Consider the following 16833-nt stretch of genomic DNA (forward strand, 5'->3'; position numbering starts at 1 on the left):
CTTAATGGTATAATAGTAAGATTAAAAATCAAAAAATAAGAAATGATGGTACAAAAATGAAAGATATTGATCCAAGAATAAAAGAGGTTTTGATCACTGAAGAACAAATTGATCAAAAAATCACTGAAGCAGCTAATTGAATCAATAAAGAATATGAAGGCAAAGAACCAATCATGATTGGTATTTTGAAAGGGTGTATTCCATTTATTGGTAAATTGCTACCAAAAATTAAAGTGGATATGAAATTAGACTTTTTAGCAATTAGTAGTTTTAAAGGTGGAACTAGCGCACAAACAGAACCAGAAATTATTACAGATCTTAAATTTGAAGTAAAAGATCAAGATTTAATTTTAGTAGAAGATATTGTAGATACTGGTCGTACAATTAAAAAAGTTTACGATTTATTAAAAATTCGTGGGGCTCGTTCAATTAAATTAGTTACACTAGTTGACAAAAAAGATGGTCGACTAGTAGACTTGCAAGCTGATTTTGCATGTTGTGACATCCCATTAGTGTTTATTGTTGGTTTTGGTTTAGATTACAAAGAAATTATGCGTAATTTACCATACATTGGTGTTTTAAAAGAAGAAGTTTACCAAGAAGATTTAAATAATAAAAATGAAGGGGATGGAGAGTAATTAAATGCATTTTTTTAAAAAAATATTAAATTTATTTACTTCAAAAATCGAATCAGAAGATAATAGTCTTAAAAAAGACGATTTAACTCAACCTCGTAAACAATCACCAGAAGCACGTAAAAAACGAAATCGAAGAATCATTTTTTGATTAATTGTTCTATTAATTATAGGAACAATTATTGGTGTGATTATTTATTTCTCTGTTCGTAAAGAATATGATAGTGTAATTGTTAAAAGTGCTCAAACTGAGATTGTTAATGATAAACGAGTTTTACACTTAAACACTGTTAGACCTAATAGTAATCAAATAACACGTTATACAATTGATGAAGATCAATTGCTTGCTGCACGTGTTAATATTTTAAACAACACTAATTTTCAAATAATTTCTAATGCATCAAGTTTAGGTTTATCAAGAATTTCATTTAATATTGTGCGTGAAGGCGTTGAAAAGTTCAAAATTGGTGAAACAAGTATTTATACACCAATTTCTGGAGCTACTAATAATCAATGAAATTGATTAACATCTATTATTGCTCAAAATGCTGGGATTCCATCATCAGGTTTTAATGCACAAGTTATTATTTCACCATTAATTTCAATTATTTTCTTTGCAATTTTCTTATACATTATTTTACGTGTTTCTAAAGCACAAAGCGATTCATTATTAGGAACTAATAAAGGAAATGCCAAATTAACTAAATCTAGCGTTCGTTTTAGTGATGTAGCTGGAATTGCTGAAGTTAAAGAAGAATTAATTGAAATAGTTGACTTCTTAAAAGAACCTAAAAAATATGTTGCTGCTGGTGCAAGAATTCCCAAAGGTGTAATGTTATATGGACCTCCAGGGACTGGTAAAACATTAATTGCGAAAGCCGTTGCTGGTGAAGCTAATGTACCATTCTTTCAAACAACTGGTTCATCTTTCGAAGATACTTTCGTTGGTGTTGGTGCACGTCGTGTAAGAGAATTATTTGAAAAAGCACGTAAAAGCGCTCCTGCTATTATTTTTATTGATGAAATTGATTCAGTTGCTAAAAAACGTGGTAATTCACTAACAGCTGTGCAAGATCAAACAATTAACCAATTGTTATCAGAATTAGATGGTTTTGATACTTCAAGTGGTGTTATTGTTATGGCTGCAACAAATAGATTAGACACATTAGATGATGCGATTTTACGTCCTGGTCGTTTTGATCGACAAATTAGTGTTAATTTACCAGATATTTTAGAACGTGAACAAATCTTAAGAATTCACTCACGTAATAAAAACTTATCTGCAAAAGTTAGTTTAGAAGATATTGCACGTCGTACTGCTGGATTTAGTGGTGCGCAATTAGAAAACGTTTTAAACGAAGCTGCCTTATTATCAGTTAGAGATAAAGCAACATCAATTCATATGAATCATTTAGATGAAGCGATTGATCGTGTTATTGCAGGACCTTCACGTCCTAATAAAGTTATTTCTGAACGTGAACGTGAACAAGTTTCATACCATGAAGCTGGACACGCATTAATTGGTTTATATTCGCCAGGTGCTGATGTTGTTCAAAAAATTACTATTGTTGCTCGTGGTCGAGCTGCTGGTTATACATTACAAACACCTGAAAGAAATGAAAATATTTTACAAAACAAAACTGAATTAATTAGCCGTGTACGTACTGCATTAGGTGGTCGTGCTGCAGAAGAATTAATTTATGGACCTAATGAAATTACAACAGGGGCTGCAAATGACTTTTATAAAATTACAAACATTGTAAGAGCAATGGTTGCTTCTTTTGGAATGACAGATGTTGGTTTAACGCAATATATTGCTACTGAAGGCGTTGATAATCCTTATCGAAATAATTATTCAGAACAAACAGCATTAGCAATTGATATTGAAATTGAAAAAATTATTCAACGTGAATACAAAATTGTTAAAGAAATGATTAATGAATATCGTGAAGAATTAGAATTAATCGTTCAAACATTATTAGAATTAGAAACAATTTTAAAACCACAAATCGATTATATCCACCAATACAAACAATTACCACCGGAGGTAATTGCTAATAAAAACAAGCGTGAAGCTTCTCAAAAACAAGCAAATAGTAGTGTCGAAGAAGCAAAAGTTGTTGATGATAAAGAATCAACAAAAGATAAAGAAAAAGATCAAAAATCTAACTAATTATTAAATAAAATGCTTGCCAACCTTTTTGTTTGGTTAAATAGCATTTTATTTTATTAAAATATATGTTTATATGAGTTATTAAACAAACTTAAAGAGGAAGAGTTTATATGTTTGATATTAATTTAATACGAAAAGATATTGTAGTTACCAAAGAAAAAATGCTAAATAAAAAAGTATCAAGCGATTTATTTGATCAAATTTTTGGTTTAGATGTTTTGGTACGAAATTTAATGCAACAAGAACAAAATCTTAATGCTAAAAAAAATCAATTATCAAAAGAAATTGGTATTTTAGCTAAAAACAAAGATCCTAAATTACAACAAACACTAGATTTAGTTAATAGTATTAAAAGTGAATTACAAGATATTTCGTTAACATTATCAAACAAACAAGATGAACTAAATAAATTATTATTAGTAATTCCTAATATGCCAGATGATTCAGTGCCAATTGGTAATGATGAAAATGATAACGTAGAAATTAAAAAAGTTTTTGAACCTAGAAAATTTGATTTTTCACCTCTTGCGCATTGAGATTTAGCAGCAAAAAATAAATTAATTGATTTTGATAAATCAACAAAAATTACTGGTAGTCGTTTTATTATTTATACTAATTTTGGCGCACGTTTATATCGTGCTTTACAACAATTTTGTTTAGATATGAATGTAAAAGCTGGTTTTAATGAAATTTGAGCTCCTGTTATTGTTAATCAAGAATCTTTAATTGGCTCTGGAAATTTACCAAAATTTGTAGATGATTTATTTAAATTAGAAAATTCAAATTATTATCTATCACCAACTGCAGAAGTTCAATTAACAAATTTACATCGTAATGAAATTTTAAAAGCTAGTGACTTACCTTTATACTATACAGCTTTAACTCCTTGTTTTCGTAGCGAAGCAGGATCTGCAGGACGTGATGTTAGAGGCGTAATTCGTCAACATCAATTCCATAAGGTAGAATTAGTAAAACTATGTAAACCAGAAGATAGTTTTAAAGAATTAGAATCAATGACAAGACAAGCTGAAAGTATTTTAGAAGCTTTAGAATTACCTTATAGAAGAATTGCGTTATGTACAGGTGATTTAGGTTTTAGTTCAGCTAAAACTTATGATTTAGAAGTTTGGTTACCATCGTATAATGCTTATAAAGAAATTTCAAGTTGTTCAAATTGTACTAATTTCCAAGCACGACGAGCAAAAATTCGTTATAAAGAAACTGTTGATGCTCCAACAGAATTAGTTCATACGTTAAATGGATCATCATTAGCAATTGATCGATTATGAGCAGCAGTTGTTGAAAATTATCAACAAGAAGATGGTAGCATTACCATTCCTAAAGCATTAGAAAAATACATCTATTAATAAACAAAAAAGAAGTTAACTTTATTTTTAAGGTTAGCTTCTTATTTTTTAATAAATACTACTTGAAATTTTATACCTTTTTTATAAATAAATGATAAAAAACAATTTCTTGATTTTTTTTTTTTTTTTAAAATAATATTTTAAACAATATGAACAACAACATTATAAATGTTGCGAATTAAAATTAATAATGTATTTTAAATTTCTTTAATTTTTTTAAAAAGAGGTTGACGCATTATGAAGTTTAAGAAAATTATTCTATTATCAAGCGCAATTAGCTTAATTCCTATTGCTTCCTTAGCTTTTAGTATGAATAGTATTCATGATAAAAATTTTGAAATAGCTTTAGAAAAAAGCAATGAACTTTTAAATCGATTATATAATGAAAAACAAAAATATAAATTTTATACATACATTAAGGATGAAGAAGGAAATAAATATATTTATATTCAATTTGAAAAAAGATTCATAATTTATGATTTAAATTTAAAAAAGATAATACAAATAACACAAAGTTATCATAAAAAAGATATTATTAATAAGTCTATTTATGTTTTTGGTGAAGATATTAAAGACCCAAATTTACAAGATAAAGAATCATTTAAAATAGATCTTAATAAGGATACATTTGAATCTATACCTAATATTAGTAATGTTATAAAAAATGCTTGGTGATGAGCTAGTAGAAATACAATTGAAAAAATTGGTTACATACAAACAAGAGATTTTAGACCAGGAGAATCTGTAGGTATGTGCGAATATATAGCTTTATCTAATTTATTACTATACAACGAATTATTTACATCTTCAACTATATTTACAGATGAAGAATTTAATAAATATTTTGAACTAAGTAAAGGTGAAAGTGATATTTTTGAAAGTTCACCTGTTTTTAGAAATTATGGATTAAAAAATCCAAAAGAATCTTTACCTTATAAACTATGGAAATTAAACAATGAAAAATTAAATTTATGAGAAATTAGTTCATATTATCTCCCTGTTACTAGATTTATGGTAGGGAAAATGGGAAGCTTTATTTTTGAATCTGATTACAAAATTGGAGCATATTATTGAAAAACAATCGAACATATTAAAAACAATAATCCAGTTATTGTAACAACGACAAAAACAATGCATTCATTTGTTGTATATGGATATGATGAAAAAAGCGAAATGTTGTTGATTAATTGACTTTGAGGTGGTAGAAGATCAATAACGCTTCTTAATTATTGAAAACTTTCAGAATCTGCATCTCCATTAAAATTATTTTATACATTGAAAACAAAACCTAAAAATTTCCCAACAAATTTTAGAAAAGTTTTTCATTATAATAATGAATATTTTACAGGAAATGAGATGACAAAAATATATGAAAACCAACGTAAAATTTAATTTAATTAATTTTTCTTTTAAAAGGTTTTTACCATCGTTAATATTAGTATTTTGTTTTTGCTTATATTTAATTGCAATGGCTATTATTACAAGAATTAATAATGATGCATCTGTATGACATGCAACATGTTTAGCAAATGCTTTTTGTTGACGATTTTCAATTATTAACCATTTATTATTGATTACTATATCATTAATTGCGATATGAAATATTTATTGGTTTCGTAAATCAATAAATCAATTTCAACATTATGATCAATATTTAGAAAATAAAAAATCTATTATTGCATCAATAATTTCAATGATTATTGCAATGTTATTAATTACGTTAATTATTAATATTTCAATTGTTTATGCAAATCAAAATTACTATCATTTTGATCGACGAACTGAAGAATTAATTATTGATCAAATTACATCAATGCAAATGGGCGAATTTGCTTATATTTATTGTTTAAGAATGACTTTTTATCTTTTATTAACAATTTTTGTTGCTCATTTTATTAATAATAAAAAAACAGCAATTATTACCTTAATTAGTTATTTAGCTATTAGTTTAGCTTTAGTTCTAATTGGTATGGCAATAACTTTAATTGGTAATTTAACAGCCTTGTTTTGAGTAACATTAATTACTGGAAGTATTTTTCCAGAATTAATTAATGCCAACTTTCAATGATTAGGTGATTTTAAAGGATTAGAAATATGAGAATTAATTTATAATGTTGATTTCATCAATTACATTCCTTATTTTATTTCATTTGTTACATTAACAATTTTATTATCAAAAATTAAATGATTTCCTATCGATAATAAAAATTTTAATAAAACCAAACCTCAATTAAAATTACTATTCAATTTAAATAATTAAAGAATAAATCAAACTCCTTATTTCAAGGAGTTTTTCTTTATTTTTTATCATTAAAATTTGACTTATTTTTTCATACAAAAAAGCATAAAAATAAGGCGCTTTTTCACTTTAAAATCAAATTGAATTAAAATAATTATTTTTAATAATTTTATTAGTGTTTTTTGTGTTATATTTTATTTGTTTTCAATTTTGAAATACCATGAGTTTACTCATGTTTTATTTTTTTATTTATGGAGGATGCATATGGAAAAAACACTCCTACATCTTAGAGACATTACAAAGATCTATGATGATGGATTTGCTGCTGTAAACAAATTTGATTTAAAAATAAAAAAAGGTGAATTTGTCACCCTATTAGGACCAAGTGGTTGTGGTAAAACAACAATGTTAAAAATTATTGCTGGATTTGAACAACCAACTAATGGAAAAATTTTATATAATGGAATTGATATTAAGGATATGCCAATTCGACTAAGACCAACATCAACGGTTTTTCAAGACTATGCGCTATTCCCTAATATGACCGTTAAACAAAACATAAAATATGGTTTAAAATTAATGCGTAAACCAAAAGATAATGTTGATCAAAGTATTTATTTGCAAGCTGATAAAGTTTATAATTCAGCACTTAAAAAAGCAAATGAAAAAATCAAAGAATTAAAAAAACAAAGACGCGGGTTATTGGCTGAAATTAAGAAAATGGATCTTAAATACCAAAAAAATAAGAACATTTTTGAAATTAAAGAAATGCGAAAAAACCAATATCTTGGAACACTTGATGAACTTTATCAAAAACAAGGTATTAACAAAAATGGAAAATCGGATTTTTTAAATTATTTTAAAAATTGATTTAGTCGTGAAAAACTAAATTTAAACGATCCAATTGATAAAGAAATTTATAATTTAAAAAAAGCATATAAAGAAAAAAGTGGATTAGATAAAAGATATGATAAGATCACTTATAAATATAATGATCTTGATTATTGAGAATCATATTGAGCAACTTATCCACAATTAAAAAAAGAACAATTTGAAAATAAAAACATTACACGATTATTAACTAAAGAAGAAGTTGAAAAAGAAGCGAATCGTGTAATTGATTTAGTTGGATTAAGTGCACGTAAAGACTCATATCCAAGCGATTTATCAGGTGGTATGCAACAACGTGTTGCACTAGCTCGTTCACTAGTGATCCAACCTGAAATTATTTTATTAGATGAACCACTAAGTGCATTAGATGCTAAAGTGCGAAAACAATTACAAGACGAATTAAAAAAACTTCATAAAAATTTAGGAATTACTTTTATTTTAGTAACTCATGATCAAGAAGAAGCTTTAAGTTTATCAGATAAAGTTGTGGTTATGTCAAATGGACAAATTGAACAAGTTGGTAAACCAAGTGATATTTATGATTCGCCAAGCTCATTATGAGTAGCTAATTTTATTGGTAAAACTAATATTTTTGAGGGTCATTATATTGCTAAAGGCGAAGTAGAATTTGATGGTATTGCTTCAAAAACTGATGTTATTGATGGTTTTGATGAAAATGAAGCATGCTACATTATGATTCGTCCAGAAGATTTTGATGTTGTTAAAAAAGATGAAGGTTCAATTAATGCTAGAGTTGAATCAGTTTTATACAAAGGCTTAATGTGAGATATTAAGTGTAAATATAACGACATGATTATCAATGTTGAAGGTGTTAATAAAGTTAATGAAGGCGATGAAATCGGTTTAGACTGAGATGATATTGATGTACATGTAATTAAAAAGGATTGTTTAAGTAATGAACAAGCAATTTAATTTTCATTTTCAATCATCTAAACCATTAAACATTAATAAAACAAACGAAATAACAATTAGTTCAAAAGAAACTAAAACAATCAAAAAAAATAATCGTAAACACTATAAGCAAACTTTTTTTGATAAATTAAAAATGAATAAGGCACTAAGCTTAGCTATCCCTTATTTTTTAGTAACAATTTTTTTATTAGTAATACCATTAGTAAGTATTATTGTTAAATCTTTTGTTAATAATACTGACTCAACTGGGGCAACTACAAATATTGTTGATAATTGATCAGTAATTACACCAACAATTGGTATGAAAATTTTTAATTCATTATGAATTGCTGCTGTTGCTACAATTTTTTGCTTAATTATTGGTTATCCTTTTGCTTATTTTTTAAGTATTGGCAAATCAAAATTTTTAAAAGCAATTGCCATTGCATTAATCACTTCGCCAATTTGAATGAGCATGTTAGTAAAACTAATTGGTATTAAAACTTTTTTTGATGTGATAAATGGCGAAATTAATAGTACACATGGTCATATCTTTACTATTTTAGGTTTAGTTTATATTAACTTGCCATTGATGATTTTACCAATTTATACTTCATTATCAACAATGCCTAAAAACTTAGTTAATGCTAGTTATGATTTAGGAAGAGGATTTTTTTATACTTTCTTTCATATTGTAATTCCTTACACTAAAAATGCTTTAATTTCAGGAGTTTGGATTGTTTATTTAGCCGCATTTACATCGGTTGTCGTTTCAAACTTCTTAAATAACGATAATGCTGGTGGATTAATTGGTGGAGAAATTTTTTCTCAAGGTCAAGATGGAATTTCTAGTGGAGTTCAACTATCACGTTCATCAACAATTACTTTAGTAATTAGTTTAATTTTATTAGGAATTTATCTTATTATCGTTGTCGTACCAAAGATCGTACAATTGATTTTTTACAAACGTAAAAATTCAAAGAAAGGAGTAAAAAATGATGAACAATATTAATTGATTATCTTGATTACGAAATTCTTATATTTGAATTGTTTTAGCAATTATTTATATTCCTTTAATTATCATTGTTTTACTATCATTTACTACTCCTTCAATTAAAGGAAATATTACATCAGCTTTTGATTGAAATGATGGATCAAACTATTTGACATTAACAACTAATCAATTTACTGATGCATTAGTTAATACTATTATTGTTTCAATTATTGCGGTGCCAATTTCTACAATTATTGCGACAATGACATGTTTTGGAGTTTGACATGCTAAAGCATTTTATAAAAAATTAATGACCGCATCTGCGCAAACAAATATGATGATCCCTGATGTTATTAGTGGGATTTCATTAGCTTTATTATTTGCAGCAACGTTTATTCCAATTGGTTTTAGTTTTGGTTTTAGTACCATTATATTAGCGCATATTTCTTATTGTACACCCTATGCAATTATGATTATTTATCCAAGAATGTTAAAAATGAAAAAGAATCTAATTCTTGCTAGTTATGATTTAGGTTATACAAAAATTGCCACATTTTTTAAAATCATCTTGCCTTATTTATTGCCTTCAATTATTTCAGCAACAATTATTGTTTTTGCTATGTCTTTTGATGATTTTATTATTACTAAACTAGTTGGTGGTAAAGTTAATACGATTGGAACAGAAATGTATTCAATGGCTAAAGGAATTAAAGCATGAGCAGTTTGTTTTGGAGCTTTGATGGTCTTATTAACAATTTTAATTGCTGCATTAATTAGTGCAAATAAAATTATTAAGTTAAAATTAATTAATAAACAAACTAATACGCGCAAATTAAAAATTTGAAACAAGCAGGTTTAAACTATGAAAATTAATAAAAAATTAGCAAAAATTTTTGCTGGAGCAACAAGTTTGTTAGTCTTTATACCTATAATTACAGCTTGTAGTCAAAAATCAAAACTTGTAGTTGGTAATTTTGATTCTTATATGGACCCAGATGTTGCTAACGAACAAGCAAAACGATTTCGTAAAAACAATCTATCATATAGTTTTTATGATAATAATGAAATTCTAGGTTCATTAATTAAATCAAAAATTTTAGATGTACAAGTTGCTTCAGCATACGAAGTAGCAAAGTTAGCAAAAAATAAGTTAATTAAGAAGATTAATTGATCAAAATTTGATTTAAAAGATGAAAATAATCAAACAATTACTTCAATTGATGGTTTACAGAAAATTTTTACAAAAGAAGTATGAGCTATTTCAAATGCTTATTCTTCATATTTAGGCGATATTGATAATGATGGTAAAAATGATCAATTATTAGAATATATGATTCCTTATTTTTACCAAGATTTAATTTTTGCTTATCGTGGTAAAAAAATTCCTAGTTTAGATGATAGTAAAAAAGATGTTTATTGAAGTGATATTTTTAAAGAACTAACACGTAAAGATGGCACTCCCAATCGTTTTTTATACGAGCAAGAAGCTGATTTAGGCGTTGGAGCTGATGAAAAAACACCAATTTCAATTGGTAAAAATAAAACAAAAATTGTTGCTATTGATGATGCAAGAACAATTTATGATCTTGCTAAAATTATGGAATTAGAAGGTGATAATAAAAACGAAGTTATTAAAGCTATTAATCATGAAATTGTTGGAATTAACAATAGTATTGATCGAATTCTAAAGATTTTAAATGATCCTAATATTGATCAAGAAATTAAAGAAGAAGATGCTAAAGAACTAAAACGTTTACAAAAACAATTAGCAGACAAACAAAAAGAATTAAAAACAAACGTGTTTTTACCAGATAGTAGTAGTGTGCGTTATATTGAAAATAAATTAAATAATATTAGTAATATGTTTAAAAACACTCATCCTAATTCAATGCATTTAAAAGCTAATTCTAATGATGTACTAAACGATTTAGCCATGGCTAGTGTTGCTGGTGCAATTGCTTATAGTGGTGATATTGCTTTTGCAGCTAATGGGGGCGAGTATACAACTGAAGCAGATTCAAAGTATGCTAATATGAAACCAACATCAGAAAACTTTCATGTTGTGCGACCTAAAAATACTATGAGTGTTTTAGATGGTTTTACGATTAATAGTACGATTACTAATGAAAACGAACAAGCTGCTTATGAATATTTACATGAATTATGTTTTGCTGGACTTAATAAAAAAAATAGTGATGGCGAATCTAAAATTTTAGATTATGGTTTAAATATTCATCGTAATAAAACACCAAAAGCAATTGCAGATTATGAAAATAGCACTGAAGATCAAAGTGAAGTAGGTAATGTTTTAGAAGACAGTGGTTATTTGTATACACCAATGCGTAATTTTGATTATGTACAATACTCACCAACAATAAAACCAATTGCTAATTATGTTTTGGAACCAAATGAAGGTTTGTATGGAAAAACTGGATTTGAAAGTGATTTATTACAAGAAAAAATGATTGAAATTTTTGAAATAGATCCTAAATATAAAACAAAAAAAGAACGTCAACGCAAACATAAATATATTGCATTATTAAATGAAATCATTAATTATATTTATAATACTTATCAAGAAAACAATCGATTTGTTTTTAAAGATACAATTATTAATGATTTATATCAACAAAAACCAATTAAAGATTTAATTTATGAATATTTAAAAAATTTAGATCTTAAAGTTGATCAACGTAATTTTGTTCATTATCTTTTATTAAAATTTGAAGCTATTTTTGCTAATATTAATGAAGAAGTGCAAGAACGTGCTGCTTTAAATCAAATCTTAAGAAAAATTTTTGATGTTCAATTAAATACTGATACTTTAGAATTTCCTACAAACGATTTATCAATTTCTAATCTAAAATTAGCATACCTAGCTTTCCGCGAGAAAATTTAAAACGAAAAATTCTAGTGTTTTACTAGAATTTTTTCATCTTTTAATATATTTTGATATACATTCTTTTATAGTCATTTATTATATAATTATTAGGTAAGCATTTTGTAATGAGGCAATTATGAATTATAAATATACCGCCAAAGAAAAACAAATTATTTACAATTACATTTTAAGAGAATATGGTCAAGTAGATCATATTATATTTTTATCCGACGAACATATACGTGTTCCAATTGAATATGATATTTTAGTTATTAAAAAAGATGATCTACAAATCTTAATGACTTTTGGATTAGGCGCTTTTAAATCACATAATCATATTGAGAAAACGCAAGAACGTGCTGAAATTTTTTTAGAATTACCAATTGATTGAGATTTTAGTAAATATGAAAACATGTGACCTGTCCATTTTTTAATAAATATTGTTAAATATTCTTATTCAAATCATTTAACACTAAAATGGCTACAAACTTTCGTTAATCCTTCATATTTTAATAAATCAAACAAAATCGCCGGTTTTTTAGATTTATCATGATATAGTGAAAATTCTTTAGAGTGTAAGATTAACGATGATTTTTTTGTAAGTTTTTACCAAATTTTAATTATTGACGATGAAGAATTATTTTATGCAAAAACAAATGGCATTCGTGCTTTAAGTAAATTTTTTGATGATGGTAAATCAAGAATTGTTGATTTAAATCGTAAATCGTTTGTTAAATAAAATACCAAGCCAAAAACTTGGTATTTTTAACGAATATCAATCAATAAGAGTAAGAGAGATAGCGATGAGAACATATGATAGTATTAGTGAAATAAGTGAAGATAAAGATTTAGTATTTGTTGATATTGAAGCCACAGATAATAAAGGCGACCAACGCATTATTCAATTTAGTGGCTATCGTTTAAATATTAAAAAAAATAAAATTCGTCGCTTCAATAAAAAATTTAATCCTGATCAAGAAATTAATTCACGCATTAAAACATTATTAAACTTCAATAAAAATTTTAATAATATTGAACAAATGCCTAAATTAGATCAAAAATGAGCTAAAGAAATTTATAACTTTGTTAAAAACGCTATTGTTGTTACTTTTACTGATTTTGATATTAAAAAAATGCACCAATTATTTTCGCACTATGAATTTGATCTTGAAAAAATTATTTATTTTGATATTTATAAATTTTTTGAGAAGAAATTACATACTAACGCTGTGCCTAGTCTATTTTCATTAGGGATTTTAAGTGGTATTAAAATTGATTTTTTTAAATTACATAATGCCTTATATGATGCTTTTATACTAAAAGAAATTTTTCTACATATTCGTTATAAAACAAATGAAGAATTATATGAAATGTATAGTTATTATCAATTTTTACCAAAAATTATTAATTCTTCATATTTTATTACTAATGAACAAGAAAAAAATAAAGGCATTATTAAAAAAGAAGTAAAGTATGTAATGTACATTAAAGAATTTGATTTTACTGATAAATTTGATTTAAATTTTGTTGTTTATAAAAAAAATCACCATTTTTATTCAAAGCCAATTTATGATAGTAGTTTAGAATTACAAACAATTTCATCAGCAATTGATGAACATAGTTCTCCAAAAGTTCAACTAGCCAATACTTTTTTTGAATATTTAAGTAAAAGTGCTGTTTTTAGTATGAAAAAATTAGGTATAAAACAAAGTGAAAAATTTTTAAAGTTCTATAAAACACACACTAATAAAAGAAAAATTATCAAAGTTTTAAGTTTGAATCTTAAAAAAGAAATTAAACCTGAAAATTTTGTTATCAAAGCACAAGTAATTTGTGAAACGCTCTCTAAGAATGAAGCTATTCATCCTTTTGTACAAGAATATTTAAAAGCTTTTAGTGATATATCATCCCAAGAAAATGAAAATAATAATTAAATTTAAGGATTTAAATTAAGCATGAATTTAAAAGAAATTAAAATAAAAATTAATGATGCTAATCAACGTTTAGATCGTTTTTTACTAAAAAACTTTCCAAATTTATCCAGAATTGCGATTTATAAATTAATTCGGACAAAAGATATTAAAGTTAATCATAAAAAAGCTGAACACAATTACTTATTGAAAGAAAATGATGTTGTTAGTATTTATGCTAAAGAAAATTTTTTAGAAAAAAAGATTGATTTAGATTTTGCTAAAGCTAAAGATGAGTTAGAAATTATTTATGAAGATTCAAATATTTTGGTTGTTCATAAACCAATTGGTTTAATTGTGCACGAAGATGATAATCATAAAAACGATACTTTACAAAACCGTATTAAAAAATATTTAGTTAAAAAAAATGAATATCATCCATTTGATGAAAGTGCTTTTGTACCAAGTTTGTGCCATCGTTTAGATTTAAACACAAGTGGATTAATTGTTGCAGCTAAAACAGCTAACGCTTTAAGAATTATCGCTGAAATGTTTAAAAATAATGATGTTAATAGAGTTTATAAATGCCTAACTTATAATCGATTACCTAAAAATAATGATATTGTTTACAATTACATGTACAAAGCAAATGATAATACGATGATTGTGCAAAATTTTAAAACAAAAGTTAATAAAACAGCAATCACTAAATATCAATATATTGGTAACTACAAAAAGTATTTTGTTTATGATATTGAATTATTAACAGGACGAACACATCAAATCCGTGCTGTTTTAAACTTTTTACATGCACCGATTGTTGGTGAACAAAAATATATTACTAAAGATATTGATAAAAATCAAAATTATGAATATCAATGTTTAGTTTCATACAAAATTAAATTTATTAATGTACGAAAATACCAATGCGAAGAATTAAATTATCTAGAAAATAAGGAATTTAAATTAGATCGTGTTTGATTTTTAAAGTAAAAGTTTATCTATATTATATATAAGGCCTAAAATACTCAAAAATAATTTAATATTATTTAAAATAAATATCTTGACTTTTTGTGTAATTTTTAATATAATTTTTTGGTGCTTTTAAGAAGCGAGTTAAACAATTTAAAAAAATAAAATATTTCTTGACATTTTAAATAAATTTGTTTATACTTTAATGTATTGTGTTTAAGCGTTTTAATGTGTTAAATGCAATAAGAATGATCTTTGAAAACTAAATAGAATCCGTCAATTTTAAAGAGTTTGATCCTGGCTCAGGATTAACGCTGGCGGCATGCCTAATACATGCAAATCGAACGAAGCCTTTTAGGCTTAGTGGTGAACGGGTGAGTAACACGTATCCAACCTACCCTTAAGTTGGGGATAACTAGTCGAAAGATTAGCTAATACCGAATAATAACATCAATATCGCATGAGAAGATGTAGAAAGTCGCGTTTGCGACGCTTTTGGATGGGGGTGCGACGTATCAGATAGTTGGTGAGGTAATGGCTCACCAAGTCAATGACGCGTAGCTGTACTGAGAGGTAGAACAGCCACAATGGGACTGAGACACGGCCCATACTCCTACGGGAGGCAGCAGTAGGGAATTTTTCACAATGGGCGAAAGCCTTATGAAGCAATGCCGCGTGAACGATGAAGGTCTTATAGATTGTAAAGTTCTTTTATATGGGAAGAAACGCTAAGATAGGAAATGATTTTAGTTTGACTGTACCATTTGAATAAGTATCGGCTAACTATGTGCCAGCAGCCGCGGTAATACATAGGATGCAAGCGTTATCCGGATTTACTGGGCGTAAAACGAGCGCAGGCGGGTTTGTAAGTTTGGTATTAAATCTAGATGCTTAACGTCTAGCTGTATCAAAAACTGTAAACCTAGAGTGTAGTAGGGAGTTGGGGAACTCCATGTGGAGCGGTAAAATGCGTAGATATATGGAAGAACACCGGTGGCGAAGGCGCCAACTTGGACTATCACTGACGCTTAGGCTCGAAAGTGTGGGGAGCAAATAGGATTAGATACCCTAGTAGTCCACACCGTAAACGATCATCATTAAATGTCGGCTCGAACGAGTCGGTGTTGTAGCTAACGCATTAAATGATGTGCCTGGGTAGTACATTCGCAAGAATGAAACTCAAACGGAATTGACGGGGACCCGCACAAGTGGTGGAGCATGTTGCTTAATTTGACAATACACGTAGAACCTTACCTAGGTTTGACATCTATTGCGACGCTATAGAAATATAGTTGAGGTTAACAATATGACAGGTGGTGCATGGTTGTCGTCAGCTCGTGTCGTGAGATGTTGGGTTAAGTCCCGCAACGAGCGCAACCCCTTTCGTTAGTTGCTTTTCTAGCGATACTGCTACCGCAAGGTAGAGGAAGGTGGGGATGACGTCAAATCATCATGCCCCTTATATCTAGGGCTGCAAACGTGCTACAATGGCTAATACAAACTGCTGCAAAATCGTAAGATGAAGCGAAACAGAAAAAGTTAGTCTCAGTTCGGATAGAGGGCTGCAATTCGCCCTCTTGAAGTTGGAATCACTAGTAATCGCGAATCAGACATGTCGCGGTGAATACGTTCTCGGGTCTTGTACACACCGCCCGTCAAACTATGGGAGCTGGTAATATCTAAAACCGCAAAGCTAACCTTTTGGAGGTATGCGTCTAGGGTAGGATCGGTGACTGGAGTTAAGTCGTAACAAGGTATCCCTACGAGAACGTGGGGATGGATCACCTCCTTTCTTCGGAGTAAATTTTTAATTTACGTACTAATAAGTGTACATTTTTATAAAAATCCATGTGAATATT

12 protein-coding genes and 1 rRNA gene are annotated in these 16833 nt (G+C 27.4%); all 13 read left to right on the plus strand.

Going from position 1 to position 16833, the window contains the following annotated elements:
- Window positions 1-56: 56 nt before the first annotated feature.
- Window positions 57-638: a hypoxanthine phosphoribosyltransferase gene (hpt, locus tag UUR8_RS00580; protein WP_004025524.1), complete on the plus strand. Its 582-nt coding sequence runs from the start codon at window positions 57-59 to the stop codon at window positions 636-638.
- 4 nt (window positions 639-642) lie between these two features.
- Window positions 643-2808: an ATP-dependent zinc metalloprotease FtsH gene (gene ftsH / locus UUR8_RS00585; protein WP_004025813.1), complete on the plus strand. Its 2166-nt coding sequence runs from the start codon at window positions 643-645 to the stop codon at window positions 2806-2808.
- Window positions 2809-2918: 110 nt separating this feature from the next.
- Window positions 2919-4175, plus strand: coding sequence for a serine--tRNA ligase (gene serS / locus UUR8_RS00590; RefSeq protein WP_004026098.1), 1257 nt, complete (start codon window positions 2919-2921; stop codon window positions 4173-4175).
- 237 nt (window positions 4176-4412) lie between these two features.
- Window positions 4413-5567, plus strand: coding sequence for a putative cysteine peptidase (locus tag UUR8_RS00595; protein WP_004025620.1), 1155 nt, complete (start codon window positions 4413-4415; stop codon window positions 5565-5567).
- Window positions 5568-5643: 76 nt separating this feature from the next.
- A complete protein-coding gene (locus UUR8_RS00600) occupies window positions 5644-6435 on the plus strand; it encodes a hypothetical protein (RefSeq protein WP_004025967.1) in 792 nt (263 codons plus the stop codon).
- A 243-nt stretch (window positions 6436-6678) separates the two neighbouring features.
- Window positions 6679-8238, plus strand: a complete 1560-nt coding sequence (locus UUR8_RS00605) for an ABC transporter ATP-binding protein (protein ID WP_004025708.1) — start codon at window positions 6679-6681, stop codon at window positions 8236-8238.
- Complete coding sequence (locus UUR8_RS00610; protein ID WP_004025596.1) at window positions 8222-9229, plus strand: ABC transporter permease; 1008 nt, start codon at window positions 8222-8224, stop codon at window positions 9227-9229. The genes UUR8_RS00605 and UUR8_RS00610 overlap by 17 nt, the downstream gene beginning before the upstream one ends.
- On the plus strand, window positions 9216-10070 hold the full coding sequence (locus tag UUR8_RS00615; protein WP_004026157.1) for an ABC transporter permease: 855 nt from the start codon (window positions 9216-9218) through the stop codon (window positions 10068-10070). Before UUR8_RS00610 ends, UUR8_RS00615 begins: the two co-directional genes overlap by 14 nt.
- Before the next feature lie 3 nt (window positions 10071-10073).
- Entirely contained in the window at window positions 10074-12110 is a 2037-nt protein-coding gene (locus UUR8_RS00620; RefSeq protein WP_004026152.1) for a type 2 periplasmic-binding domain-containing protein, read from the plus strand.
- Between the two features lie 118 nt (window positions 12111-12228).
- Window positions 12229-12831 (plus strand): suppressor of fused domain protein, encoded by a 603-nt coding sequence (locus UUR8_RS00625; RefSeq protein ID WP_004026041.1) that lies wholly within the window; start codon window positions 12229-12231, stop codon window positions 12829-12831.
- Window positions 12832-12895: 64 nt separating this feature from the next.
- Window positions 12896-14026, plus strand: coding sequence for a 3'-5' exonuclease (locus UUR8_RS00630; protein ID WP_004025949.1), 1131 nt, complete (start codon window positions 12896-12898; stop codon window positions 14024-14026).
- Window positions 14027-14047: 21 nt separating this feature from the next.
- Window positions 14048-14995: a pseudouridine synthase gene (locus UUR8_RS00635; protein ID WP_004025865.1), complete on the plus strand. Its 948-nt coding sequence runs from the start codon at window positions 14048-14050 to the stop codon at window positions 14993-14995.
- 258 nt (window positions 14996-15253) lie between these two features.
- Window positions 15254-16766 (plus strand): 16S ribosomal RNA (locus UUR8_RS00640).
- Window positions 16767-16833 lie beyond the last annotated feature (67 nt).

It is taken from the genome of Ureaplasma urealyticum serovar 8 str. ATCC 27618, from assembly GCF_000169535.1.
GTDB classification, from domain to species: Bacteria; Bacillota_I; Bacilli_A; order Mycoplasmatales; family Mycoplasmoidaceae; genus Ureaplasma; species Ureaplasma urealyticum.